Here is a 22,931-nt window from a genome sequence, read left to right as displayed (position 1 = left end):
CGGGACATGCCTGTTGCCCCGCTACCTGGTGGGTGGCGGGGTGTGGGGCGGGGTCATGGTCGGCGGGGCCGCAGGATGCGTACGGCGTCGCGCGTGCATGGTGGATCCGGGTCGATCGCGCCGGTGCCCGTGCGGTCGCGGCGGTAGCGGTGCCCGTGCGGGCTGGTCCACTCGAAGACCCCGGGCGCGACCATCTGGTAGCGCCAGGACGAGTGCGTCTTCAACCGATGGTGGAACCGACACAGCGCGGCGAGGTTGTCGGTCTTCGTCGGGCCGGGCTGGGGTCTGCCCTCAGCTGCGGCGTCCGGGTCGTGGGGGATGACGTGGTCGATGTCGCAGCGCCGGGCGGGTCGGGTGCACCACGGGAAGACGCAGGTGCGGTCGCGCAGGACGATCTGTTCGCGGATGCGGCCCGGGATGTCGTAGGCGTCGGTGGCCAGCTGGGTGTTGAGGTCGATGACCGGCTTGATCGTGACCTTGGTGCGCGAGTCGGCGCACCATGACTTCACCTGCTCGAGCAGGACCAGCCGCTGCCCTTCCTCGAGCCGTCCGGTGGGACCGAAGACGGTGGTGTCGCCGGAGAAACCGGCGTCGAAGTGGGCGTCGAAGTGGGCGTGCAGGACGACCTCGCGTGCCGCCGGCAGGCGCTGCGGGTCGGTGCCGGCTCCGGCGAGGTCGAGGGCGGTCTGGGTGCGGGCGAGGTCGCCGAGGGCCTTGGCCCGTCGAGCATCAAGGGACAGAGCGGACCCGAGGGCCTTCTGCATCTCGGCTCCGCGCGCCACCGCGCGGTCGAGGTCGAGGGCATCAGCGATGTCGACATCGGCCTCGATGCGCATCGTGCCGGCGAAGTGCACGTCCTGGGTGTCGACCGTGACGTGACGCGGGTCGACGTAGAGGTAGCCGTCCTCCGGATCCGCTGCCGGGTCCGCGGTGGCGAGGTCGTAGCGCTTGATCGCCTCCGCGACCAGCCGGTCCAGCTGCGCCGGACCCACCCGACCGGCCACGGCAGCGACCTGCGCATCCACGAACTCCGCGGCCTCCTTGGTCAGAGACGGCGAAGAGTGGATGGTGGTCTCCGCGACCGCACGCGCCTGCCACGCCGCAACCCGACCCGCGTGGACCTGGCCCCACAACCGGGGCAGGCGATGGCGCAGCTCCAACGCGTGGCCGATGAGCTTCTTCGCCGCCGTGGACGACATCCCGAGGACGGTGCCGAGCTCGGCGACACAGAACTCCGCCACCAACGGGGCCCCTTCACCGGCGATGGGCTCCTCGTGCTCCCACCCCGCCGCGCTGAACGACGCGGCGTCATGGATCGACTCCGGCGGGTGCAGGTCCGCCCACGCCGCGGCGAGGACGAGCTGGCGGGCGGCTTCGGCGTGCTCGATCTCGCGCGAGGAGCGGATCGCACGCAGAAGATCCGAGGCGCTGAGGTCCTCGACCCCACCTGCCTTCACCTCTGTCAGCGCTTCGCTCATGTGCTCGATTATAGGCGATTGGTACGACAGCGGGATCGAGCGCGGACTCAAACGGCTGATGCAACGAGCCTCTGGTTGAGGGCCTGGCCGGGAGTCTGCCATTCCAGGGTCTTGCGGGGGCGCGTGTTGAGCTTCAAGGCGACGGAGTCGCAGTCGGTGTCGGTGACGTGACGCAGGTCCGCGCCCTTGGGCCAGTACTGACGCAGCAGGCCGTTGGTGTTCTCGTTCGTCCCGCGCTGCCAAGGCGACTGAGGGTCGCAGAAGAAGATCGGCATCCCGGTCTCGGTCCTGAACCTGGCGTGCTGGGCCATCTCTGATCCGCGGTCCCAGGTGACCGACTTCCTGAGTTCCAGCGGCAGGGTCGCGATCATCTCGCCCAGCTTCATCCGAGCGATCTCCGCGGTGTGCCGACCCGGCAGCGGTGCGAGGAGCACGAACCGTGAGGACCGTTCCACCAGCGTGATCACCGCACCCTTGCCCGTGCCGCCGAGCAGCAGATCGCCCTCCCAGTGCCCGGGCACCGCCCGGTCCTGGGCCTCGGCCGGGCGAGCCGAGATCCGGATGTCGTCAGTGATCCCGAGCGTGACCCGCTTCGCGCCACCGGTCTGGGCCTTGCGGCGCTGCCGGCCGGTGCGTAGGTGCGCGGTCAGCTCGCGCTTGAGCTCGCCCTGGGTCTGGACGAACAGCGACTGGTAGATCGTCTCGTGCGACACCCGCATCCTCAGATCGCGTGGGAACAACACCGGCAGCATCGCCGCGATCTGCTCCGGGGACCAGTCGTCCTTCAGCAGCCCCCACACCTTCTCCCGCAACGGCGCATGGTCCAACCGCCGCGCCTTCTCTGCCGTCGTGCCTTCCTGGCGGCCTCACGCTGCGACCACGTCGCGGAGTACTTCACCCGATAACCACGCCCACCGGCGCGCGCCGTCCACGCTCGCGGGGACCGCGTCCCGAACGACCCCGCACGACGCAGCTCCCGCGAGATCGTCGACGGATGCTTGCCCACCAACGCCGCGATCGTCGCCTGCGGCAACCCCGCCATGTACGCCCGCTCAATCACCAACCGCCGATCCGCGGTCAACCTCACTCCCGGCACGCGCCGCAACCTCTCACTCACGATCGAGTTGCAACAACCGATTGAGTCCGCGGTGTCATGTCGCAGGTCGTCGGTGCCGGCGCGCCCTCTCACTGCATCCGCATGTGCGTGAACTCGGGCGGAGAGCGGCGCGACCAGTGAGAACCGCACTCATCTCCCGCGATCCGAGCATCCGCTCATGCCGATGACAGAGCGTCCTGCAACGCACCTCTGGGAACCACCTCTAGGGTGCGGCAATGGATGCCTCTGACGACATCATCGAGTCGGCCAAGCCACCGAAGCCTCCCAAGCCGTCGAAGAGGCCCGACCCCGGGCAAGGAACGAGTCTCCTCCGGCAAGCCGTCGTCGCCGCCGCCGTCGCGACCGCCGTCTTCACTGGGATCACCGCGTGGGAAACGCACCAAGAACGCGTCAACACCGAGTTCTTCTACTGCACCTTTGCCGTCGATCCCGGGCCCAATCCGCCGCCCAACTCGCCTGCGAAAAAGTTGTCCGAGCAACTCGACTGCTGACAGCACCAGGTAGCGCCATTCAGGCGGCGGTACCTGGCGGTACGCACTCCCATGCCGCCATGCGTGAGGTCCGCACGAGCGCGTTTGGCTTGCTGTCCGCTCGTACGCACCGCAAGCAGACTTCGATCTACGGGCTGGGGCGCGCGACCAGGCGGCGGGTCGCGCTGTCCCGGCCGCAGTTCACGCGTGCGCGGGGATCGCGGCGCCGCGCTAGCGTGCAACCGTGATCGGCGACCGGTGGGGCGTCAGCGACGCGGACGTACGACGCGCGTACGGGTGCGACGCGTTCGTCATCCGCCCGACCCTCGAGGCATGGCGCGGCGTCACGGTCCATGCACGCCCGGCGACGGTGTGGGCACGGGTCGTCCAGGTGCGCCTGGCGCCCTACTCCTACGACCTCGTCGACAACCTCGGTCGGCGCTCACCGCGCGAGCTCCGCGACCTGCCCGACCCGCGGGTGGGTGAGCCGTTCACCCGCGCCCTCGGCCGTGACCAGGGACGGATCGTGGCGGTCGACCCGGGCCGCGAGCTGACGGCGACGATCATGGGTGCCCACCTGTCGTACGCCGTCCTGCCGCACGGCGGCGACGTACGTCTCGTGCTCAAGGTCGTCGCACGCACCAGCAGGTGGCTGGCGCCAGCCCTCTCGGTCGGCGACCTGGTGATGGCGCGCAGGCAGCTGCTGACGCTGAGGGAGCTGGCCGAGGGCGACGAGCGCGCCGGACGACCCCGCTAGCCCCGGCCGCCCCTCCGGGTCGGCAGGTCGTAGGCGGTGCCGTCCATCGGGTGGGTCGCCTCGATCCCCATGGCTTCCAGGACCGTCGGCATGATGTCGACCGATCGCACCTCCGCATGCAGGTCGCGATGGGACGTGTTCGCGCCGGCGAAGACGATCGGGACCTGTTGGGACGCACGCTGGATGCCGCCGTGGTCGCCGAGCACGGAGTACGTCGTGTCGTCGGGGAGCGTCGCGATCAGGTCGGGGCCGTAGTCGGCGGCCTGCGTGTCGACGAGCTCCTGCGCCTTGGTGGCGAACCAGTGCTTCTCGGCGCCGTGCATCCGGTCCCAGCGCACGGGGGACGCCAGGTCGTAGTGGTCCCCGTTGCGGCGCCACACCGCGGTCACGTCGGCCAGGTCCTCCATGATGTCCGCCGCCTCGGTGACCGCCTCCGGCGACTGGTCCTTCAGCCACACGTTGAGCGAGGAGTCGCTGTAGGAGAGGCCGACGTTGGTCGCCCCGGTCCCGTCGTTTGTGCCCTCGATGAGCGGGAGCAGCGCCTCCTGCGGGCGCAGGTAGGGGACGTCGTTGGCCGGCGAGCCGTAGTACCAGTTGTAGTAGCCGTAGTCGTTCTCCGGCTCGAAGTCACCGTGGAAGTGGCCCTCGTCGGCCGCGACCGACCCGTGGTCGGCGGTCAGGACGACCAGTGTGTCGTCGAGCTGACCGCTGTCCTCGAGCGCCTGCATGATGCGTCCGACCTGGGCGTCGGCGGTCTCGGTGGCGTACCTCATGTGCGTCATCGGGTCGTAGCCGGGCGTCGCGCCCTCCGGGTCGTTGACCCCGCCCCACATGTGCGCGGCCTTGTCGACGCCGGGCAGGCTGACGAAGATGCCGCTCCAGCCGTCGCCCTCCTGCTCCATGACCTCGAGGACCGCGTCGGTGGCCCAGACATCGCCACCCCGCTGGACGGGGTGGTGGCCCACGACGTAGCGGTCGTCCGTGGCGGGGTAGAGCTGTGCCGGGTACTGGCCGGTGTCGTAGATGGTGTCGCGGCGGGCCAGCCAGCGGGACCCGCAGGCGGTGGAGAAGTAGGACGGGACGTTGAAGCCGGTCGGCTGGCGGTAGCGCGTGCTGGTGCCGTCGGGGTTGGGGCAGGTCGGGCCGCTCCCGAACGTGATGGTGGAGGTGTTGGCCGAGCCCGGACCGCTGAGCCCCCACGCGGCGTAGCCCTTGGGGCTGACGGTGAACACCTTGCCGGTGTCGTCGAGGTAGTCGGACAGGTGGGGGTAGCCGGCCGCCTGCTGAAGCGGCGCCATCTGGGCGCGGCCGAAGTTGCTGGTGATGTACAGGCCGCCGGGTGCACCGAGGAGGCCGTCGACGTCGCGGTAGCCCTCGGTCGTCCATCCCATGTGCCGGGGCTCCGCCCCTGTGGTGACGACGTTGTGGGTGACGACCGTGACCGACCCGGTGTGGCCGAGGTAGCCCTTCGGCGTGTCGACGCCGTCCTTCATCAGCGCCTGCACGTGGTGCATGCCGTAGTCCTCGACGATCTCCTTGCTGAGCGCGTCGACGACGATGATCACCACCTTCGTCGGCCGGTCGGCCGCGCTAGGCCCGTGCCCACCGCGCCCCCCGGCACTGGCGCCGGACTGGGTCCCGGCGACGGTGAGCGCCACCGCCGAGGCGGCGACGACGGCGAGCAGGCGGGTGCGGCGCTGAGCCATGACGACTCCCTCCCGGCGCGGCGGCGCTGCCGCGGTCCGTGAGCCGAACGTAGACCCGGCCGCCACCCCCGGCAATCCCCCGGGATGGGTAGGTCTGGCGGCTCCTGGCAGGCGGGCGCTGAACGCCTCAGCGCCAGACCGGGGCGACCTCGCGCCGGTAGCGCCGGGCGAGGAGCAGCGTGAGGAGGGTGATGACGGGCCCCGGGATGGCGGCCCGCAGCGACGACCGCTCGCGCTGGCCCGCGCCGTCCTGCATCCACGCCAGCGAGTTGGCCGCGTCGACCGGGCTGGCCGGGCGCAGCTTCTTGGTCATCGCCTTGAACTCCTCGTCGTCGGCCAGGTCGCCCATCGGGCCTTCGACGTCACGCTCCTCGTGGTCGAGGTGGCCGTTGATCACCACGCGGGCTCGCGCCACCTCGTCGGCGGCGGCTGCGGCGTTGAACGTGGACGGTGCGGCGACGACGGAGTCGAGGCTCGTCGACACCGACGCCAGCGCCTGCTTCATCGCGACGTGCTCGGCCTCCATCTCCTCGAGCAGCGTCAGGTCCACGCCGCGTGACTGCAGGAACGGCCACACGTGCTCGTCCTCGGCCTCGTGGTGGTGGGTCAGCTCGCGCACCAGGTTGCGCCACGCGGTCCGGATCTGGCGGGCGCGCGCGGTGTCGCCATCGGGCAACGTGCGCAGCGCCTGCTCGGTGCGGCCCACGTCGCGTCGTACGGCCGCGTGGATCACCTGGTTGATGCTCAAGGTCCCCGTCATGCTCGGACGGTAGCCAGCCGGCACCGCCCCGGGCGACCCGATTTCGGGGTATTCGCCGGCCTGTGGGGAGCGCCGCGCCCTAGCCCGCGACCCGCAGAGATCCGACCCAGTTGGCGAGCAGCGCGGCGCCGGCGTCGCCGGACTTCTCCGGGTGGAACTGGGTCGCGGACAGCGGCCCGTTCTCGACCGCGGCCACGAACCGGTCTCCCCCGTGCTCGGCCCAGGTCACCAGCGGCGCGGCCGTGCGGTCGTTGGTGACGAGGTCCCAGGAGCGTGCGGCGTAGGAGTGCACGAAGTAGAACCGCTCGTCCTCGACGCCGGCGAACAACCGCGTGCCCTCGGGCGCCTCGACGGTGTTCCAGCCCATGTGCGGCACCACGTCGGCCTCGAGCCGGGTCACCAGCCCGGGCCACTCGTCGCAGCCCGCGGTCTCGACACCGTGCTCGACCCCGCCCGCGAACAGGATCTGCATCCCGACGCAGATGCCCAGGACGGGCCGTCCGCCCGCGAGGCGCCGGCCGATGATCCGCTCGCCCTTGATCGCACGCAGGCCCGCCATGCAGGCGGCGTACGCGCCGACGCCGGGCACCACGAGGCCGTCGGCGGCGAGCGCGGTCTCGAAGTCACCGGTCAGGGTGACCCTGGCTCCCGCCCGCTCGACGGCGCGCACCACCGAGCGGAGGTTGCCCGACCCGTAGTCGAGGACGACGACGTCGGGAGCCGTCACAGGCTGCCCTTCGTCGACGGTACGCCGGTCTCGCGGGGGTCGAGCGCGACGGCGTCGCGGAAGGCGCGGGCAAAGGCCTTGAACTGCGCCTCGACCACGTGGTGCGGGTCGCGCCCGCCGAGCACCCGCACGTGGAGCGCGAGGTGGGCGTGGAAGGAGATCGTCTCGAAGACGTGACGGGTCAGGGAGCCCATGTAGGTGGCGCCGGTGCCGCCGATGGCGACGTACTCCTGGCCCTCGGGCTCTCCGGTGTGCACGCAGTAGGGGCGGCCGGACACGTCGACCACGGCCTGGACGATCGCCTCGTCGAGCGGGACGGTCGCGTCACCGAAGCGACGGATGCCGGCCTTGTCGCCGAGGGCCTCGCGCAGCGCCTGGCCGAGCACGATGGCGGTGTCCTCGACCGAGTGGTGGGCGTCGATGTGCGTGTCGCCACTGGTCTGCACGACGAGGTCGACGAGCGAGTGGCGGGCGAAGGCGTCGAGCATGTGGTCGTAGAACCCCACACCGGTCGACACGTCGGAGCGGCCGCTGCCGTCGAGGTCGACCTCGACGAGGACGCGGGACTCCTTGGTGGTGCGCTCGATCTTCGCGGTGCGGCTCATGCCGGCTGCTCCTTCGTCTGCTCGTCGGTGTGCTGGAGCGTCTCCAGCAGGGCCTTCTTGAACGCTGCCATCTCCTCGGCCGTCCCGATGGACACGCGCAGCCACCCGTCGGGCCCGGTCTCGCGGATCAGCACGCCGCGGTCCACCAGACCCTGCCAGACCGCGTGCCGGTCGGCGAAGCGGCCGAACAGCGCGAAGTTGGCGTCGGAGTCGGCGACCTCGAGGCCCTGCTCGCGCAGCCAGGCCACGGTCGCGTCGCGCTCGGCGCGCAGCTCATCGACCTTGCCCAGCAGCTCCGGGGCGTGCCGCAGCGCTGCCAGCGCGGTCGCCTGGGTGACGGCCGACAGGTGGTAGGGCAGCCGCACGACGCGGATCGCGTCGCAGATCGCGGGGTCGGCGGCGAGGTAGCCCAGTCGCGCCCCGGCGAGGGCGAACGCCTTGCTCATCGTGCGTGTCACGACGAGGTTGCGGTGCCGCGGCAGCAGCTCGAGCGCGCTCGGGGTGCCGGCGCGGCGGAACTCGCCGTAGGCCTCGTCGACGACCACGAGGCCCGCGGGTTCGTAGGACGCGGCGGTCTCGCACAGCATCGTCACGGCCTCGGGCGGCAGCGCCGTCCCGGTCGGGTTGTTCGGGCTGGGCAGCAGGACGACCGACGGCCGGCGCTCCTCGACCAGCCGACGCGCGGCGTCGAGGTCGAGGGTGAAGTCCTCGGCTCGGTGGCCGGCGACCCACTCGGTCATCGTGTCGCGGGCATACTCGGGATACATCGAGTAGGTCGGGGCGAACGACAGCGCGACCCGCCCCGGACCGCCGAAGGCCTGCAGCAGCTGCAGCATGACCTCGTTTGACCCGTTGGCCGCCCACACCATCTCCGGCGTGATGCCGGACCCGCATGAGGTGTCGAGGTACGCCGCGAGGGCCGCGCGCAGCTCGACGAACTCGCGGTCGGGGTAGCGGTTGAGCGAGACCGCGGCCTCGCCGACGGCGCGGGCGATGTCGGCTGCCGCCTCGGGCGACGGTCCGTAGGGGTTCTCGTTGACGTTGAGCTGCACGGGCGCCTGCTCCAGCGAGAGCTGGGGCGCACCGTAGGGCTCGATCCCCCGCAGCTCCTCGCGCAGCGGGGGGAAGAGCCCGGTCACCGTCCGGACCGGCCGTCGTCGAAACGCACGCCGACCGCCTGGCCGTGGCCCGGGAGGTCCTCGGCCTCGGCCAGCGTCACGACGTGGGCCGCGACCTCGGCGAGCGCGTCGCGCGAGTAGTCGATGACGTGGACCGACTTGGTGAAGGCCCGCACGGACAGCCCGCTGGAGTGGCAGGCGCAGCCGGCCGTCGGGAGCACGTGGTTGGAGCCCGCGCAGTAGTCCCCCAGCGACACCGGCGACCACGGGCCGACGAAGATGGCGCCGGCGTTGCGCACCCGCGCGGCGTGGGCCGCGGCATCTCGCGTGAGGATCTCGAGGTGCTCGGCGGCGTAGGCGTCGACGACCTCGACGCCCTGGTCCATGTCGTCGACCAGCACGATTGCGGACTGGCGGCCGCCGAGCGCGGTACGGATGCGCTCGGTGTGGCGGGTGGCGAAGACCTGCTTGTCGAGCTCGGTCTCCACGGCGTCGGCCAGCTCGAGCGAGTCGGTGACCAGCACCGCGGCGGCCATCGGGTCGTGCTCGGCCTGGCTGACCATGTCGGCGGCGACGAACGCGGCCTCCGCGCTGTCGTCGGCGAGGATCGCGATCTCGGTGGGGCCGGCCTCGGAGTCGATGCCGACGACGCCGCGCAGCAACCGCTTGGCGGCCGCGACGTAGATGTTGCCCGGCCCGGTCACCAGGTCGACGCGCTCGCAGGGGCCGGCGCCGTAGGCGAACATCGCGATCGCCTGGGCGCCGCCGACGGCGTACACCTCGTCGACGCCGAGCAGGGCGCACGCAGCCAGGATGGTCGGCTCCGGGAGGCCGTCGCGGTGCTTCTGCGGCGGGCTCGCCAGCGCGATCGAGCGCACCCCGGCGACCTGCGCGGGGACGACGTTCATCACGACGCTGCTCACCAGCGGGGCGAGCCCGCCGGGGACGTAGAGGCCGACGCGGTCGATCGGCACCTTGCGGTGGGTGACGGTCGCCCCGGGAGCGACCCGGCTCGTGACGTCGTGCTCGAGCTCCGCCTCGCAGGTGGCCCGCAGGCGCCGGATCGACTCCTCGAGACCGGCCCGCACGGCCGGGTCGAGCTCGTCGAGGGCGGTCGCCAGTGCCTCACGGGGCACTGCGATGTCGTCGCTGCGCACGCCGTCGAAGCGAGCTGAGAAGTCGGTGATCGCCTCCACGCCCCGCAGGCGGACCGCGTCGAGGATCGGCTGCACCTGATGTGTGGCGGCCTCGACGTCGAACTCGGCGCGCGGCACGCTCGCGCGGTAGTCGACGGACGCCGCGTCGGCGCCCCTCAGGTCGATGCGACGGATCAGGGACATGCCCCTGATTCTAGGTTCCCCCGCGGGTCGACCCGAAGTCGCGGGTGCAGGGTGGACAGCGGCCACTAGTGTCGTGGGTGTGAGCGATCCACTGCCGATGTTCCCGCTGAGCACCGTGGTGTTCCCGGGGATGAGCGTGCCGCTCCACGTCTTCGAGGACCGCTACCGGATGCTGGTGCGCCACCTGCTCGAGGTGCGGGACCCTGCCGAGCGCGTCTTCGGCACGGTCGCCATCCGCGAGGGCTACGAGGTCGGGGACCACGGTGCGCAGTCGGTCTACCGGGTCGGCTGCGTCCTGCAGCTCACCGAGGTCGACCGGCGCGAGGACGGCACCTTCGACATCGTCGCCGTCGCCCGCGAGCGGCTGGTGCTCGAGGAGATGCAGCGCGGTGCCGACTACCCCCAGGGCTTGGCGGTCGTGCTCCCCGAGCCGGAGGTGCAGGTGCCGGCGGAGGTGCTCGAACGCGCGCGCGCCACCTTCACGGCGTTCCGCGCGGCGATGACCGAGCTGCAGGGCGACCCGTTCAGCGGGACGCTCCCCCGCGACCCCGACTACCTCGCGTGGACCCTGTCGGCGCTGGCGCCGCTGCCCATGGCGGAGCGACAGTCGCTCCTGGAGGCGGAGGACGCCACCGAGCGGCTCACGCTGGTCACCCGGCTGCTCACCGAGGAGCTGCGAGCGATCAACGTCATCCCGTCGCTGCCCGCCACCCAGGTGGCTCGCACCGCGTGGTCGCCGAACTGAGGCGCGCAGTGGCGCGCGAGGCACGAGCGCGGCGAAATCACCCAGCACGACACGAAGGAACAAGCGGTGGCCAAACGAAAGAGCGTCGGAGGTACGCCGGCCACGGTGGCGCTCTCCGCGGCGGGCATCGCGTTCGAGGTGCGTGCGTACGAGCACGACCCCCGGGCGACGTCGTACGGGCTGGAAGCCGCCGAGGCGCTCGACGTCGACCCCCGTCGGGTCTTCAAGACGCTGCTCGCGTCGCTCGACGGCTCGCTGGTGGTGGGCATCGTGCCGGTCACGGGCCAGCTCGACCTGAAGGCACTGGCGCGCGCCCTGGGCGGCAGCAAGGCCGTGATGGCGGAGGTGGCCGCCGCCGAACGGGCGACGGGCTACGTCGCAGGCGGCATCTCGCCGGTCGGGCAGAAGCGACGGCACCGCACGGTGCTCGACGCGTCGGCCCTGGACCACGACACGATCCTGGTGTCGGGCGGTCGGCGTGGCTTCGACATCGAGCTCGCACCGACTGACCTGGTGGCGATCACCGGAGCGGTGACCGCCACCATCGGTCGCTGAGTCAGTCGGGTGAGTCAGTCGGTCGTCAGCTTGACCAGGCCGTGCACGACCCCGTCGTCGACCCACCCGCTCACCCCGAGCGCAGCGAGCGGCTCGAGGTTCTCGCTGACCTCGGGCATGTCGCCGGCGAGGCGGACCAGCCAGTCGTCGTCGGCGTTGAAGTTGACGAAGAGGACCGACTGCGCCTCGTCGGCCTCGACGACCTCGGAGTAGGTCGCGCTGTCGCCGAGGCTGCCCCCGCCCTCGAGGGCGCCGCGGTAGTCGTCCTGGAGGGCGAGCACGGCATAGCCGTCACCCTCGCTCACCTGCATGAACTCCGCCATCTCGGGGCCGGCCTGCGCAGCGATCTTGTCGAGCACGGCCTGGATCTCGTCGGCGTCGCCGTCGATCCGGATGCCGACCGGGACCTCGCCCGGTCCGCCGTTGGCCACGGCGTCGGGGTCGAGGCCGCTGCCCATCGACACCGTCACTCCGTCGCCGAGCAGGGTCTCGATGTCCTCGGGGAAGGCGAGGCCGGTCTCCGTCTCGAACTGGGCGAGCTGGTCGTCGATCGAGGCGCTCTCGTCGGGGGCCAGGGTCTTGACGTAGTCGAGCATCGCCTCCGCCCAGCCCTCCTCGAGGGCGAACCCGAAGGCCGCGACGGTGTCCTCCGGGAGCGCGGAGATCATGTCGACCCCCTGCTCGCTCGTCATGAAGCGGGTCATGTCCGGGTTGTAGTCGGACATGGCGTACTCGACCTCGACCGACCCATCGTCGAACCGCACGGTCGCGGCCGCTCCGTCGAAGTCGTTGATCATCTGCTGGAGCTCCTCGGGGACCTCCTCGGAGGGCGGCTCCTCGGCCATCCAGTTCTCGTCCGCCATCGGGGCACCGGGCATGCCCATCATTCCCATGCCGCCCATGCCGGCGAGGTCCTCGACGTACTTCGTGACGCCCTTGCCGACGTACATCGACATGACGCCGTCGTCGCCCGCTGCCCCGGTCCACTCCTGGAAGGAGGAGTCGGCGGCCAGCGTCGAGCCGTCGGCGGCGTCGACGACCTGCTGGGCGATGTCGTTGGTCTCGGCCAGGACGATCCAGTCGCCGTCGACGACCCAGCCACCGACGTCGCCCTCCTCGTCCGACCCACCGCACGTCTCGACCAGCGTGGCGAGGCCCTCCTCGGCCTTGCCCCCGTCGGTGGTCTGCACGACCCCGACCGGGGTCGGCTCGTCCTCGCCGAGGTCGATGACGGCCATCGCGGCCCGTGAGCCGAGCCACGGCTTGACGTCGGCGGCGTAGTCGAGGCCCTCACACTCGCCGGAGGAAGTGATCTCCTCGAACAGGCGCTCGCGCAGGTCCTCGTCGGCCTGCAGGTCGACCTGGTCGACGAATCCGGGGAACTTGCGCAGCGTCTTGATGGCCTCGATCTTCTGGCCGCCGCTCGGGTCGAGGTCGACGCTGACGTAGGCGACCGTCGAGGCAGGCAGCGCCTCGGCTGGCTGCGCACCGGTGGCGAAGAAGCTGGTGGCCGCCCAGGCGCCGCCGGCGACGACCGCGCCACCTGCGACGATCGCCCCGACCGCGATCAGGCGCTTCTTGTTGTCGTTGTCGGGCGCCGGCTGCGCGGGCCCCGATCCGTCGAGGTAGTCAGGCCTCTCGGCCGGCCCGCCCGGTGTCATGCTCATCTCGCTCTGCTCCCCCGTCGCACGGGTCCCGACGGCGTCGGGACTGCCCAGTTGCGGGCGGCGCAAGCCTACCCACGCGAGCGCCGGGCGAACCCTCTGTTCCCCAAGAGATAGGACCCGACCAGACCGGCCATGGCACCGGCCGGCAGGGCGACGAACGCGGTCGAGTGCCACTGCACCCGGCCCTCGTCCGGGGCGGTCAGCCCGAGGTCACCCGGCAACGGGGTGTAGTCGGGCTGGCCGGCGGCCAGCGCCTGCGGGTCGGGAGGTCCGAGCGCGCTGCCGACGGCGTACATGGCCACCGCGGCGATGCCTGCCGCGACGAGCACCGTCACCACGGTGGCGGTCTCGTGCCCGCGCCACAACCCGGCCAGCACGGCCAGGACGAGACCGAGCGGGAAGGCGATCAGGACGTAGAGGGCGATCGCCTCGAAGGAGAAGTCGGGCCCCGCGGGCTCGAGGTACCAGCGGCCCTCGAAGGCGACACCCGTGGGCGCGTCCCACAGCCGCTCCCAGAGCACCCCAGCGGCTGCACCGCCCACGACGAAGGCAGCGAGGATCGTGAGCATGCGGGGCAGCACCCGGCCGGTCGAGCCGGTCACCTGGTCCCGCGGGCCGGCGGCCCCCGTCAGGTCGCTCATCCCGTCAGGCAGCCGGGGCCGAGCAGCTGCTTGAGGTCGGCGAACAGCGCCGGGCTGGGGCTGACCCGCAGGTTGTCGTCGAGGCGCAGCACCTTGGTGGAGCTCCGGGTGAGCAGTCGCAGCTGCACCTCGGTCATCCCGGGGTGGGTGCCGAGGACGTCACGCAGCTGGGCCACGACCGGTGGGGTGCACCGCGTCGACGGCAGGCTGATCACGACCGGCCCGGTCGGTCCCTGCGTCAGGTCGGGAGCGGTGACCTCCTGCGCGCGGAGCTCGGGCTGGTCCTTGTCGCGCGAGAGCTGGCCCTTGACCCGGACGATGTTGTCCTCGACGAGCAGCGTCGAGGCGAGCGTGTAGGCGCTCGGGAAGAGGAGGACGTCGATGGCACCGTCGAGGTCCTCGAGCGTGATCGTCGCCCACGGGTCGCCCCGCTTGGTGATCTTGCGCGAGACCGACGTGATGAGGCCGCTGACGGTGAGCGTGGAGTTGTGGGCGCGCTCCTCGTCGAGCGTCAGCTGGCCGATCGTGCAGTCGGTGCCCTGGGACAGCACGTGCTCGAGGCCGAGGAGCGGGTGGTCGGAGACGTAGAGGCCGAGCATCTCGCGCTCGTGGCCGAGCAGGGTCATCTTGTCCCAGTCGTCGACGTCGGGGATCACGACCGTCGCACCCGCGGCGCCCACGTCGTCCGGCATCAGCATGTCGATGAGCGAGTCCTGCCCGCTCTCGTCGTCCTTCTTCGCCTGGACGTACTTCTCGACGGCGTCCTCGTGGATGATCGAGAGGGCCCGGCGCCGGTGCTTCATGTCGTCGAAGGCGCCGGCCTTGATCAGTGAGTCCAGGACCCGCTTGTTGCAGACCAGGGCCGGGACCTTGTCCATGAAGTCGTTGAAGTCGGTGTAGCGGCCCTTCTCCTCGCGCGCTGTGACGATCCGGTCGACGACGTTGCTGCCGACGTTGCGCACGGCGGTGAGGCCGAAGCGGATGTCGTGGCCCACCGGGGTGAAGTTCGCGTGCGACTCGTTGACGTCGGGCGGCAGGACCTGGATCTTCATGCGCCGGCACTCGTTGAGGTAGATCGCCATCTTGTCCTTGTCGTCCTTGACGGACGTGAGGAGCGCGGCCATGTATTCGGCCGGGTAGTTGGCCTTGAGGTAGGCCGTCCAGTAGGTGATGACGCCGTAGGCGGCGGAGTGCGACTTGTTGAAGGCGTAGTCGGAGAACGGGAGCAGGATCTCCCAGAGCTTGTCGATCGCGACCTGGGGGAAGTTGCGCTCGAGCATGCCGGCCTGGAAACCGGCGTACTGCTTGTCGAGCTCCTCCTTCTTCTTCTTGCCCATCGCGCGGCGGAGGTTGTCGGCGGCGCCCAGGGTGAAGCCGGCGAGCACCTGGGCGATCGCCATGACCTGCTCCTGGTAGACGATCAGGCCGTAGGTCTCCCCCAGGACCGGCTCGAGCGCCTCGGCGAGCGCGGGGTGGATCGGCTCGATCGCCTCGCGGCCGTTCTTGCGGCGCGCGTACTTGTTGTGGGAGTCGGCACCCATCGGACCGGGGCGGTAGAGCGCGCTGACGGCGGTGATGTCGGCGAAGGCGTCAGGCTGCAGGGAGCGGAGCAGCGCGCGCATGCCCGAGCCGTCGAGCTGGAAGACGCCGAGCGTGTCGCCGCGACCCATCAGCTCGTAGGTCGCGCGGTCGTCGAAGGGCAGCTCCTCCAGCACGACCGTCTCGTCGCGGTTGACCTGGATGTTGGCCAGCGCGTCCTCGAGGATCCGGAGGTTGGACAGGCCGAGGAAGTCCATCTTGACCAGCCCGAGCGACTCGCACATCGGGTAGTCGAACTGGGTGATGATGGCGCCGTCCTGCGGCCGCGCCATGATCGGTACGACGTCGATGATGGGCTCGCTCGACATGATCACGCCCGCCGCGTGCACGCCCCAGTTGCGGATCTGGCCCTCGAGGCCGAGCGCCGTGTGGAAGATCGTGCGCACGTCGGGGTCGGAGTCGTGGAGCGCGCGGAACTCGCCGCCCTCGTTGTAGCGCTTGTGCTGGGGGTCGAAGATGTCCTTGAGCGCGACACCCTTGCCCATCACGTCGGGCGGAAGCGCCTTGGTGATGCGGTCGGAGATGGCGAAGCCGTGGTCGAGCACGCGCGCGGCGTCCTTGATGGCGGCCTTGGACTTGAGGCGGCCGAAGGTCGCGATCTGCGCCACCCGCTCGCTGCCGTACTTCTCGGTGACGTACTTGATGACCTCGCCGCGGCGCGCGTCGTCGAAGTCGATGTCGAAGTCGGGCATCGAGGGACGCTCGGGGTTGAGGAACCGCTCGAAGAACAGGCCGTGCTCCAGCGGGCACAGGTCGGTGATGCTCAACGCGTAGGCGGCGATGGAACCCGCTCCGGAGCCACGACCCGGGCCCACGCGGATGCCGTTGCGCTTGGACCACTGGATGAAGTCGGCGACCACGAGGTAGTAGCCGCAGTAGCCCTTCTGCGAGATGACGCCCAGCTCCATCTCGACCCGGTCCTTGACCTCCTGGGTCAGCCGCTCGCCGGGGTAGCGCGACTCGATGCCCCGCCACACCTCCTTGCGGAACCAGGACTCCTCGGTCTCGCTCTCGGGGACGTCGGCGCGGGCCATGTAGCCGCCCGTGGACTCGACGAACTCGACGTTGCACCGCTCGGCGATCTCGAGGGTGTTGTCGCACCCCTCCGGCACGTCGGCCCAGAGCTCACGCATCTCGGCGGCGGACTTGATGTAGTAGCCGCCGCCGTCGAACTTGAGCCGGTTGGTGTCGGCCAGCCGCTTGCCGGAGGCCACGCAGATGAGGGCGTCCTGGCCGTCGGCGTCCTCGGGGTTGGTGTAGTGGGTGTCGTTGGTGACGATCGTCGGCAGGCCGAGCGTCGCGGCGATCTTCTGCAGGTCCTTGCGCGTGGCTCGCTCGGCGGCGATGCCGTGGTCCATCAGCTCGAGGTAGAAGTTGTCCTTGCCGAAGATGTCCTGGAACTCCCCGGCTGCGCGGAGTGCCTCGTCGTACTGGCCGAGCGTCAGCCGGGTCTGGATCTCACCGGACAGGCACCCCGTGCTGGCGATGATGCCCTTCGAGTAGCGCTGGAGCAGCTCGCGGTCCATCCGGGGCTTGTAGTAGTAGCCCTCGAGGCTGGCGAGGCTGGCGAGCCGGAAGAGGTTGTGCATCCCCTCGGTCGTCTCCGCCCACATGGTCATGTGGGTGTAGGCGCCGCCGCCGGCGACGTCCTTGCCGCCCTCCTCGGCGAGGTCGCCCTGGCCCCAGCGGACCCGGCGGCGCTCGCCGCGCATCGTGCCGGGGGTGAGGTAGGCCTCGATGCCGATGATCGGCTTCACGCCGTGCTGCTTGGCCTTGCGGTAGAAGTCGTAGGCGCCGTGCAGGTTGCCGTGGTCGGTCATCGCGATCGCCGGCATGCCCAGCTCGGCGGTGCGCTGGAACAGCCCGTCGAGCAGCGATGCGCCGTCGAGCATGGAGTACTCGGTGTGCACGTGCAGGTGCACGAAGTTGTCCGCGGAGCTGGTGGAGGAACCGGACGACATGGAGGAGACTTCCGCGCCTTTCGGGGTCGCTGACGGTGTCACGGGTGGGGCAGAGGTGCTGACTGCGCAGCGTGCTCCAGAAGGAGGGGGAAGAGCAGTCAGCCTACGTCAGTGTGCCCGGCCCCACCGACAGGACACTCGGCCCGACCCGACCCCGACCAGCGTCGTGGCGGGCGCCGCGCTCACAGCCAGTCGATCGCGTGGCCGTGGCCGTGGCTGTACGCCACCGGGGTGCCGTCGAGCGCGGTCACGAACCGCCCGGAGGGCACCTCCAGGGCACCGGTGACGCGCGGCAGGACCCGCCCTCCCTCGTTGCTGATCCACCGGCAGCGGCCCTCGGCCACGAGACCCGTCATCAGGTCGTGGAACCGCTCGCGGTCCGGCTCCTCGAGGTAGGCGATCACCGCCGAGTGGAGGACGACGGGCGTGCCGTGCCGCGCCGCCTCGTCGACGAGGTCCGCGACGTGGTCGAGGAGGTCGCCCTCCCGGATCACCGGCGGCTCGCGGCGGGCGACGTCGACGGCGGCCCGCAACCGCTCGCGGCGCTCGTCCTGCTCGGGCCACACCAGGTTGGCCAGCCACGCCATGGCGTCGGCGTCGGTGACGTCGAGGGGGTTGAGGTCCACGCCGCCGCGCCACGCGACGCGGGGGTGGGTGGCCGGCACGGGCAGGTCCCCGGTGGTCAGGGTGCTCAGCAGCGGACCGCCGCTCCCCCGCAACCCGCCCAGGGGCGGCCACGCGTAGTCGTAGCGGTCCGGGAACAGGCACAGGCCGGCGCTGGCGCCGACCTCGACCAGCGCCAGCGGTCCGTCGACCAGGCCGAGCACCGGGACGAGGGTGGCGAGGCGCCCGACCTCGTTGGTCTGCGTCGCCCGCGCCATGACGGTCGCCCGCACCTCCGGCTCCTGCTCGAGCAGCACCGTGCGCAGGGTGTCGTACGGCGACGGGGCGGGCGCTCCGTGCCAGCGGGCGGCGGCGAAGACCAGGTTGGGCTGACGCTTGACCGGCGGCAGGGCGGCCAGCCATGCCAGGACCACGGCGTCGTCGGCGACACCGAGGGCCCACTCCTCGAAGCAGGGCGAGTCGCCGGCGGCGTACGTCGCGAAGTCGCGGTACTCGGTCACCACGTCGTCGTAGAGCAGCACCCGCTCATCCTGTCGGACTACCCGCCACGGCGGGCCCATGGTCCGAACGGGGGGCGTTGACCTAGGTGACGTGGGTCACATAGCGTTCCCCCTAGCTGCATTTGTTTGGGTTCCATACAAACAAACTCCCCCCACCCTCCCGAGAGGACCGACCCATGAGGAAACCGCTCAGCCTGATCACCACCGGCCTCGCCGCCGGCGCCCTGCTCCTGACCGGAGCGACGTACGCGTCTGCAGGCGCGGGCGCTGCCGATGCGCCGGCGAGCTCCGCCGCTGCTGCCGAGCCCTACAAGGTGCTGGTCGTGGGCAAGACCCTCGGCTTCCGCCACTCCCACATCGACGACACGACCAACGCGGTCATCAAGCTCGGCCAGGAGAACGGCTTCACCGTCGACGTCTGGGACCCGGTGCAGACCACGCTCACCCTGCCTTCGACGCCGTTCACCACGGCGGAGAGCCTCAGCCAGTACGCCACGATCCTGTTCGCATCGCCGGTCGACGCCACCAACAACCTCGACCCGGCGCGCCCGCGCCTGCTCAACGACACCGAGCTGGCGGCTTTCCAGGGCTACATCCGCGCGGGCGGCGGCTACGTCGGGCTGCACGCAGCGACCGACTCGATGCACACCGTGCCGTGGTACAGCGAGCTGACCGGCGGCAGCGCGCGCTTCGCCGGCCACCCCGCACAGCAGACGGCCACGATGGTCGTGGAGAGCCCCCAGCACCCGTCCACCACGATGCTGCCGAAGGAGTGGATCCGCTTCGACGAGTGGTACAACTTCACCGCCAACCCGCGTGAGGACGTGCACGTCCTGCTGACCCTCGACGAGAGCACCTACAACCCGGGCCGCGGCGCGATGGGCGAGGACCACCCGATCGCGTGGTGCCACAACTTCGAGGGCGGCCGCTCCTGGTACGAGGGCGCCGGCCACGTGGACTCGTCCTACACCGAACCGTTGTTCCTGGAGCACCTGCTCGGCGGCATCGAGTGGACCGCCGGTGTCGTGGAGGGCGGCGGCAACTGCGTGACCTTCCCGGAGGTCGAGGAGATCGCCACCGACCTCAGTGAGGGCGGCAACCGCAACGCCAAGCTCGGCGGCGACGTCGCCGACGCCCTCTCCGCGGCCGAGGCCGCTGCCGAGCAGGGTGACCACGCCGCTGCCGCGCACATCCTCAAGAAGGCCAAGGGCAAGGCGCACGGCCTGCAGGACGAGACCCTCGTCGAGAAGCTCGCCGACCTGGTCGACTGGCAGGGAGGCCTGGTCGGCTACTGACCGATCCCAGCCGGCACACACCCCACGGTGACGACCGGCCGCGCCCACCTCGGGTGCGGCCGGTCGTTGCGCGTGGAGCCCCGGGCCCGGCCGGGTCAGCCGGAGGCGTCGAGGGACTCGGCGATGATGACGTCGACGATGCGGGCCACCCGCCCGATGCCGAGCTCGGGCACCACGGCGGCCACCCGCTCGACGATGTCGGCCTCACGGACGGCGTCGCGCTCGGTGGACGGCTTCACCGCCTGCACGGCCCGGGTCAGCGCCGTACGTCGCGCCAGGACGTCGCCGAGCACCAGGTCGGTCTCGTCGATCAGGCCGCGGAGGAAGGCCAGCGGATCGGCGCCGGGACACGCCACCCGGATGTCGGGTGCGTGCTCCTCGTTGGCCGACCCGTCGGTGCGCTCGAGCTCGAGGCACCCGTGCCTGCGGTAGAACGCGCGCGCCGGCGTGTTGGACTCGAAGACCCACAGGCAGAAGCCACCGGGGCGGGTCGAGGCGACGAGGTCGAACAGCGCCGTCCCGACGCCGTGACCCTGGTGCTCGGGGTGGACGTAGAGGTCGTCGAGCCAGGTCGCGGTCCAGCGCGCGTAGCCGGCCGGCACGCCCCCGCGCTCGGCCACCCAGACGTCGTACGCCGTCAGGTCCCAGCCGGCCACCCACGCCCGCGCCTCCTCGTCGGGGTGCACCGGCGGAGGGAACGCCTCACCCGCGCCGTGCCGTGCCGCGAGGTGCAGCTCGGCGATCGCCGGGAGGTCGTCGGGGGTGGCCGGACGAAGGACCAGGTCAGTGCTCATCGCGGATGACGTCGAGCGCGTGCGCGAGGTCGTCGGGGTAGGTCGACTCGTACGTGACGTAGTCACCGGTCTCCGGGTGGTCGAAGCCCAGGCGCATGGCGTGCAACCACTGCCGCTCGAGCCCCAGGCGCTTGGCGAGCGTGGGGTCGGCACCGTAGGTCAGGTCGCCCACGCAGGGGTGCTTGAGCGCACTCATGTGCACCCGGATCTGGTGGGTGCGCCCGGTCTCCAGGTGGACCTCGAGCAGGCTGGCGAACCGGTGCGCCTCGAGCGTCTCGTAGTGGGTGACGCTGTGGCGGCCGTCGGCCATCACCGCGAACTTGTAGTCGTGGTGCGGGTGGCGGCCGATGGGGGCGTCGACCGTGCCGGCGAGCGGATCGGGGTGCCCCTGCACCAGCGCGTGGTAGGTCTTGTCGACCGTGCGGTGGCGGAACGCGTTCTTCAGCACGGAGTAGGCGTGCTCGGACTTCGCGATGACCATGACGCCGGAGGTGCCGACGTCGAGGCGCTGGACGATGCCCTCGCGCTCCTTGGCACCGCTGGTGGAGATCCGGTAGCCCGCGCCGGCGAGGTGCCCGACGACGGTCGGCCCGCGCCAGCCGGGCGAGGGGTGCACGGCGACACCGACGGGCTTGTCGATGACCACGATGGCGTCGTCGTCGTGGATGATCCGGATCCCCTCGACGACCTCGGCCTTCACCTCGAGCGGGTCGCGCTCGGCCGGGATCGTGACGTCGAGCATGGAGCCGGCATGGACCCGGTCGCTCTTGCCGACGCCCGCGCCGTCGACGTGCACCAGCCCCTGGGCGATGAGGTCGGCTGCGCGGGTGCGTGAGAGGCCGAACATCCGTGCCATCGCGGCGTCCACACGCTCGCCCGCGAGACCGTCGGGGACGAGGACCGTGCGCTGCTCGGCGTGGGTGGTCACGCCGCCTCGCGCTCGGACCCGCGGTCGGAGTCGCGGGTGCCGTCGAGGGAGATGCCCCGGAAGGTCTGCAGGATGATCAGGCCGGCCGCGACGTTGATGCAGATGTCGGCGATGTTGAAGACCGGCCAGTTGGGCAGCATGAGGAAGTCGACGACGTGCCCGTGGAAGGGCTCGGGCTCGCGCACGATCCGGTCGGTGAGGTTGCCGCCCACACCACCGAGGAGCAGGCCGAGGGCGAGCGCCCAGCCGATGCTGGCGATCCGTCGGCTGAGCCACAGCACGACCGCGACCGCGACCATCGCCAGGCAGGTGAAGACGATGGTGAAGTCGGTGCCGGTGCTGAACGCGGCGCCGGGGTTGAACGTCAGGTGGAGGGTGAACCAGTCGCCGAGGACCGGGATGTCACCGTCGGCCAGCTCGGACAGCGCCCACTGCTTGCTGACCAGGTCGAGGCCGTAGGCCACGAGGGCCACCGCTGCGAACACCAGCCGCGCGTCGACGCGGGGTCGGGCAGGGACGTGGTCGGCATGGTCGCTGGGGTTCAGCGACGCTCCTCGCGCTGCTTGCATGACATGCACAGTGTGGCATGCGGCACCGCCATCAACCGATTCTTGCCCACGGGGTTGCCGCAGGAGTCGCACACGCCGTAGGTGCCGTCGTCGATGTGGGCCAGCGCCCGCTCGATCTGCACCAGCGTCTCCCGCTCGCGGGCCAGGACGGTGAGCTCGTGGTCGCGCTCGAAGCTCGTCGCTCCCACGTCGGCCTGGTCGTGACCGGCCCCGTCGCCGGCGTCGCGCATGAGGCCGGCGAGCTCCTGCTCGGACTCCCCCACGATCGCCGCGAGCCGGTCGCGGTGCTCCTTGAGCTCCTTCACTACCTCGTTGAGCTCGCCCTTGGTCCAGGGGTCCTCACCGTCGAGCACCACCAGGGTGGAGGGAGTGGCCTTGCGTACCTTCTTCGCCGGCGCTGCCTTCTTGGCAGGCGTCGGAGCGGCCTTCGTCACGGGCGCAGCCTTCTTCGTCGGAGTGGTGGTGGGCGCAGCCTTCGCAGCCGCTGTCTTCTTCGTCGTGGTCTTCGTCGTCGCCTTCGCGGGCGGAGACTTCTCGGCCGGGGCCTTCACGGCGGCCGACTTCGTGGCAGGCGCCTTCTTCGTGGCGGGCGCCTTCTTCACCGGCGCCTTCGTGGCGGGCGCCTTCTTGGCGGGCGACGTGCTGGCCGGGGCCTTCTTCGCAGCCGACTTCTTCGCAGGCGTCTTCGTGGCAGCGGCCTTCCTCGTGGCCGACGTGGTGGCGGCTGCCTTCTTGGTGCCGGCCGCCTTCTTCGAAGTCACCTTCTTGGCGGGCGCCTTCTTCGCGGGCGACGTGCTGGCGGGGGCCTTCTTCGCAGCCGACTTCTTCGCGGGCGCCTTCTTGGCAGCGGCCTTCTTCGCCGGCGCCTCGTCGGCCACGGCCCCGTCCGGGCTCGCGGCGCGCTTGCGACCGATCACCCGCTTCGCAGCAGCGGCCGCGGTGCCGGCCAGGGACTTGCGTGTGGTGCCAGCCATC

22 protein-coding genes are annotated in these 22,931 nt (G+C 71.0%); 5 read left to right on the top strand and 17 right to left on the bottom strand.

What is annotated here, in order from left to right; genetic code table 11:
* Positions 1-53: 53 nt before the first annotated feature.
* The 3 genes from HOO61_RS14230 to HOO61_RS24925 are packed head-to-tail and all read right to left on the bottom strand — an operon-like array spanning position 54 to position 2,565.
* Entirely contained in the window at positions 54-1,478 is a 1,425-nt protein-coding gene (locus HOO61_RS14230; RefSeq protein WP_172259463.1) for an HNH endonuclease signature motif containing protein, read from the bottom strand.
* A gap of 47 nt (positions 1,479-1,525) precedes the next feature.
* Positions 1,526-2,305, bottom strand: a complete 780-nt coding sequence (locus HOO61_RS14225; protein ID WP_301539044.1) for an IS30 family transposase — start codon at positions 2,303-2,305, stop codon at positions 1,526-1,528.
* Positions 2,263-2,565, bottom strand: coding sequence for a helix-turn-helix domain-containing protein (locus HOO61_RS24925; RefSeq protein WP_367650208.1), 303 nt, complete (start codon positions 2,563-2,565; stop codon positions 2,263-2,265). Before HOO61_RS24925 ends, HOO61_RS14225 begins: the two co-directional genes overlap by 43 nt.
* Positions 2,566-2,810: 245 nt before the next feature.
* Between HOO61_RS24925 and HOO61_RS14215 the strand changes: the two genes are divergently transcribed.
* Both HOO61_RS14215 and HOO61_RS14210 read left to right on the top strand, forming a co-directional pair.
* Positions 2,811-3,086 (top strand): hypothetical protein, encoded by a 276-nt coding sequence (locus HOO61_RS14215; RefSeq protein ID WP_172259457.1) that lies wholly within the window; start codon positions 2,811-2,813, stop codon positions 3,084-3,086.
* A gap of 223 nt (positions 3,087-3,309) precedes the next feature.
* Complete coding sequence (locus HOO61_RS14210; protein ID WP_172259455.1) at positions 3,310-3,822, top strand: polyketide cyclase; 513 nt, start codon at positions 3,310-3,312, stop codon at positions 3,820-3,822.
* Here HOO61_RS14210 and HOO61_RS14205 read toward each other — a convergent pair.
* From HOO61_RS14205 to hisD, 6 genes are all read right to left on the bottom strand, one after another.
* Positions 3,819-5,528, bottom strand: a complete 1,710-nt coding sequence (locus tag HOO61_RS14205; RefSeq protein WP_172259453.1) for an alkaline phosphatase family protein — start codon at positions 5,526-5,528, stop codon at positions 3,819-3,821. The two genes, HOO61_RS14210 and HOO61_RS14205, sit on opposite strands and share 4 nt — an antisense overlap.
* A gap of 127 nt (positions 5,529-5,655) precedes the next feature.
* On the bottom strand, positions 5,656-6,288 hold the full coding sequence (locus HOO61_RS14200) for a hemerythrin domain-containing protein (protein WP_172259451.1): 633 nt from the start codon (positions 6,286-6,288) through the stop codon (positions 5,656-5,658).
* A gap of 79 nt (positions 6,289-6,367) precedes the next feature.
* On the bottom strand, positions 6,368-7,015 hold the full coding sequence (gene hisH, locus HOO61_RS14195; protein WP_172259449.1) for an imidazole glycerol phosphate synthase subunit HisH: 648 nt from the start codon (positions 7,013-7,015) through the stop codon (positions 6,368-6,370).
* Complete coding sequence (gene hisB, locus HOO61_RS14190; RefSeq protein WP_172259447.1) at positions 7,012-7,620, bottom strand: imidazoleglycerol-phosphate dehydratase HisB; 609 nt, start codon at positions 7,618-7,620, stop codon at positions 7,012-7,014. Before hisB ends, hisH begins: the two co-directional genes overlap by 4 nt.
* The gene (locus tag HOO61_RS14185; RefSeq protein WP_172259445.1) at positions 7,617-8,759 is read right to left on the bottom strand and encodes a histidinol-phosphate transaminase; all 1,143 of its coding nucleotides are present in this window, start codon (positions 8,757-8,759) and stop codon (positions 7,617-7,619) included. The genes hisB and HOO61_RS14185 overlap by 4 nt, the downstream gene beginning before the upstream one ends.
* Positions 8,756-10,078, bottom strand: a complete 1,323-nt coding sequence (hisD, locus tag HOO61_RS14180) for a histidinol dehydrogenase (RefSeq protein ID WP_216658901.1) — start codon at positions 10,076-10,078, stop codon at positions 8,756-8,758. The genes HOO61_RS14185 and hisD overlap by 4 nt, the downstream gene beginning before the upstream one ends.
* A gap of 79 nt (positions 10,079-10,157) precedes the next feature.
* On the opposite strand from hisD, the gene HOO61_RS14175 reads away from it, so the two are divergent.
* Both HOO61_RS14175 and ybaK read left to right on the top strand, forming a co-directional pair.
* Positions 10,158-10,823: an LON peptidase substrate-binding domain-containing protein gene (locus tag HOO61_RS14175; protein ID WP_172259443.1), complete on the top strand. Its 666-nt coding sequence runs from the start codon at positions 10,158-10,160 to the stop codon at positions 10,821-10,823.
* 66 nt (positions 10,824-10,889) lie between these two features.
* A complete protein-coding gene (gene ybaK / locus HOO61_RS14170) occupies positions 10,890-11,378 on the top strand; it encodes a Cys-tRNA(Pro) deacylase (protein ID WP_172259441.1) in 489 nt (162 codons plus the stop codon).
* A 14-nt stretch (positions 11,379-11,392) separates the two neighbouring features.
* On the opposite strand, the gene HOO61_RS14165 is transcribed toward ybaK, so the two are convergent.
* The 4 genes from HOO61_RS14165 to HOO61_RS14150 all read right to left on the bottom strand — a co-directional run bounded on the left by HOO61_RS14165 (position 11,393) and on the right by HOO61_RS14150 (position 18,391).
* Positions 11,393-13,045 carry a DUF3352 domain-containing protein gene (locus HOO61_RS14165; protein ID WP_172259439.1) on the bottom strand — a complete coding sequence of 551 codons (1,653 nt, stop codon included), beginning with the start codon at positions 13,043-13,045 and terminating at the stop codon, positions 11,393-11,395.
* Positions 13,046-13,113: 68 nt separating this feature from the next.
* Entirely contained in the window at positions 13,114-13,686 is a 573-nt protein-coding gene (locus HOO61_RS14160) for a hypothetical protein (RefSeq protein ID WP_172259437.1), read from the bottom strand.
* Positions 13,683-17,246: a DNA polymerase III subunit alpha gene (gene dnaE / locus HOO61_RS14155; protein WP_172259435.1), complete on the bottom strand. Its 3,564-nt coding sequence runs from the start codon at positions 17,244-17,246 to the stop codon at positions 13,683-13,685. Before dnaE ends, HOO61_RS14160 begins: the two co-directional genes overlap by 4 nt.
* Before the next feature lie 182 nt (positions 17,247-17,428).
* Entirely contained in the window at positions 17,429-18,391 is a 963-nt protein-coding gene (locus HOO61_RS14150; protein ID WP_367650181.1) for a DUF2332 domain-containing protein, read from the bottom strand.
* Between the two features lie 155 nt (positions 18,392-18,546).
* On the opposite strand from HOO61_RS14150, the gene HOO61_RS14145 reads away from it, so the two are divergent.
* Positions 18,547-19,665 carry a ThuA domain-containing protein gene (locus HOO61_RS14145; RefSeq protein ID WP_172259431.1) on the top strand — a complete coding sequence of 373 codons (1,119 nt, stop codon included), beginning with the start codon at positions 18,547-18,549 and terminating at the stop codon, positions 19,663-19,665.
* Between the two features lie 95 nt (positions 19,666-19,760).
* Here the strand turns inward: HOO61_RS14145 and HOO61_RS14140 are convergent, their stop codons facing one another.
* The 4 genes from HOO61_RS14140 to HOO61_RS14125 are packed head-to-tail and all read right to left on the bottom strand — an operon-like array spanning position 19,761 to position 22,930.
* A complete protein-coding gene (locus HOO61_RS14140) occupies positions 19,761-20,459 on the bottom strand; it encodes a GNAT family N-acetyltransferase (protein ID WP_172259429.1) in 699 nt (232 codons plus the stop codon).
* Positions 20,449-21,387 (bottom strand): RluA family pseudouridine synthase, encoded by a 939-nt coding sequence (locus HOO61_RS14135; RefSeq protein WP_172259427.1) that lies wholly within the window; start codon positions 21,385-21,387, stop codon positions 20,449-20,451. Before HOO61_RS14135 ends, HOO61_RS14140 begins: the two co-directional genes overlap by 11 nt.
* Positions 21,384-21,956 carry a signal peptidase II gene (lspA, locus tag HOO61_RS14130; RefSeq protein ID WP_172259425.1) on the bottom strand — a complete coding sequence of 191 codons (573 nt, stop codon included), beginning with the start codon at positions 21,954-21,956 and terminating at the stop codon, positions 21,384-21,386. Before lspA ends, HOO61_RS14135 begins: the two co-directional genes overlap by 4 nt.
* Positions 21,929-22,930, bottom strand: coding sequence for a TraR/DksA C4-type zinc finger protein (locus tag HOO61_RS14125; RefSeq protein WP_172259423.1), 1,002 nt, complete (start codon positions 22,928-22,930; stop codon positions 21,929-21,931). Before HOO61_RS14125 ends, lspA begins: the two co-directional genes overlap by 28 nt.
* Between the last annotated feature and the right edge of the window lies 1 nt (position 22,931).

Origin of the sequence: Nocardioides sp. zg-1230 (assembly GCF_013155335.1) — a bacterium.
Taxonomy (GTDB): Bacteria; Actinomycetota; Actinomycetes; order Propionibacteriales; family Nocardioidaceae; genus Nocardioides.
The sequence above is the reverse complement of the archived record's forward strand: the minus strand, read 5'-3'. Positions and strand labels throughout refer to the sequence as shown.

Excerpts from the sequence above, each read along its gene's own strand:
- HOO61_RS14230 (WP_172259463.1), bottom strand. The coding sequence starts at position 1,478 with ATGAGCGAAGCGCTGACAGAGGTGAAGGCAGGTGGGGTCGAGGACCTC.
- hisD (WP_216658901.1), bottom strand. The coding sequence starts at position 10,078 with ATGTCCCTGATCCGTCGCATCGACCTGAGGGGCGCCGACGCGGCGTCC.
- hisB (WP_172259447.1), bottom strand. The coding sequence starts at position 7,620 with ATGAGCCGCACCGCGAAGATCGAGCGCACCACCAAGGAGTCCCGCGTC.
- HOO61_RS14215 (WP_172259457.1), top strand. The coding sequence starts at position 2,811 with ATGGATGCCTCTGACGACATCATCGAGTCGGCCAAGCCACCGAAGCCT.
- HOO61_RS14145 (WP_172259431.1), top strand. The coding sequence starts at position 18,547 with ATGAGGAAACCGCTCAGCCTGATCACCACCGGCCTCGCCGCCGGCGCC.
- HOO61_RS14165 (WP_172259439.1), bottom strand. The coding sequence starts at position 13,045 with ATGAGCATGACACCGGGCGGGCCGGCCGAGAGGCCTGACTACCTCGAC.
- HOO61_RS14205 (WP_172259453.1), bottom strand. The coding sequence starts at position 5,528 with ATGGCTCAGCGCCGCACCCGCCTGCTCGCCGTCGTCGCCGCCTCGGCG.
- HOO61_RS14200 (WP_172259451.1), bottom strand. The coding sequence starts at position 6,288 with ATGACGGGGACCTTGAGCATCAACCAGGTGATCCACGCGGCCGTACGA.
- HOO61_RS14140 (WP_172259429.1), bottom strand. The coding sequence starts at position 20,459 with ATGAGCACTGACCTGGTCCTTCGTCCGGCCACCCCCGACGACCTCCCG.
- lspA (WP_172259425.1), bottom strand. The coding sequence starts at position 21,956 with ATGCAAGCAGCGCGAGGAGCGTCGCTGAACCCCAGCGACCATGCCGAC.
- dnaE (WP_172259435.1), bottom strand. The coding sequence starts at position 17,246 with ATGTCGTCCGGTTCCTCCACCAGCTCCGCGGACAACTTCGTGCACCTG.
- HOO61_RS14160 (WP_172259437.1), bottom strand. The coding sequence starts at position 13,686 with ATGAGCGACCTGACGGGGGCCGCCGGCCCGCGGGACCAGGTGACCGGC.
- HOO61_RS14125 (WP_172259423.1), bottom strand. The coding sequence starts at position 22,930 with ATGGCTGGCACCACACGCAAGTCCCTGGCCGGCACCGCGGCCGCTGCT.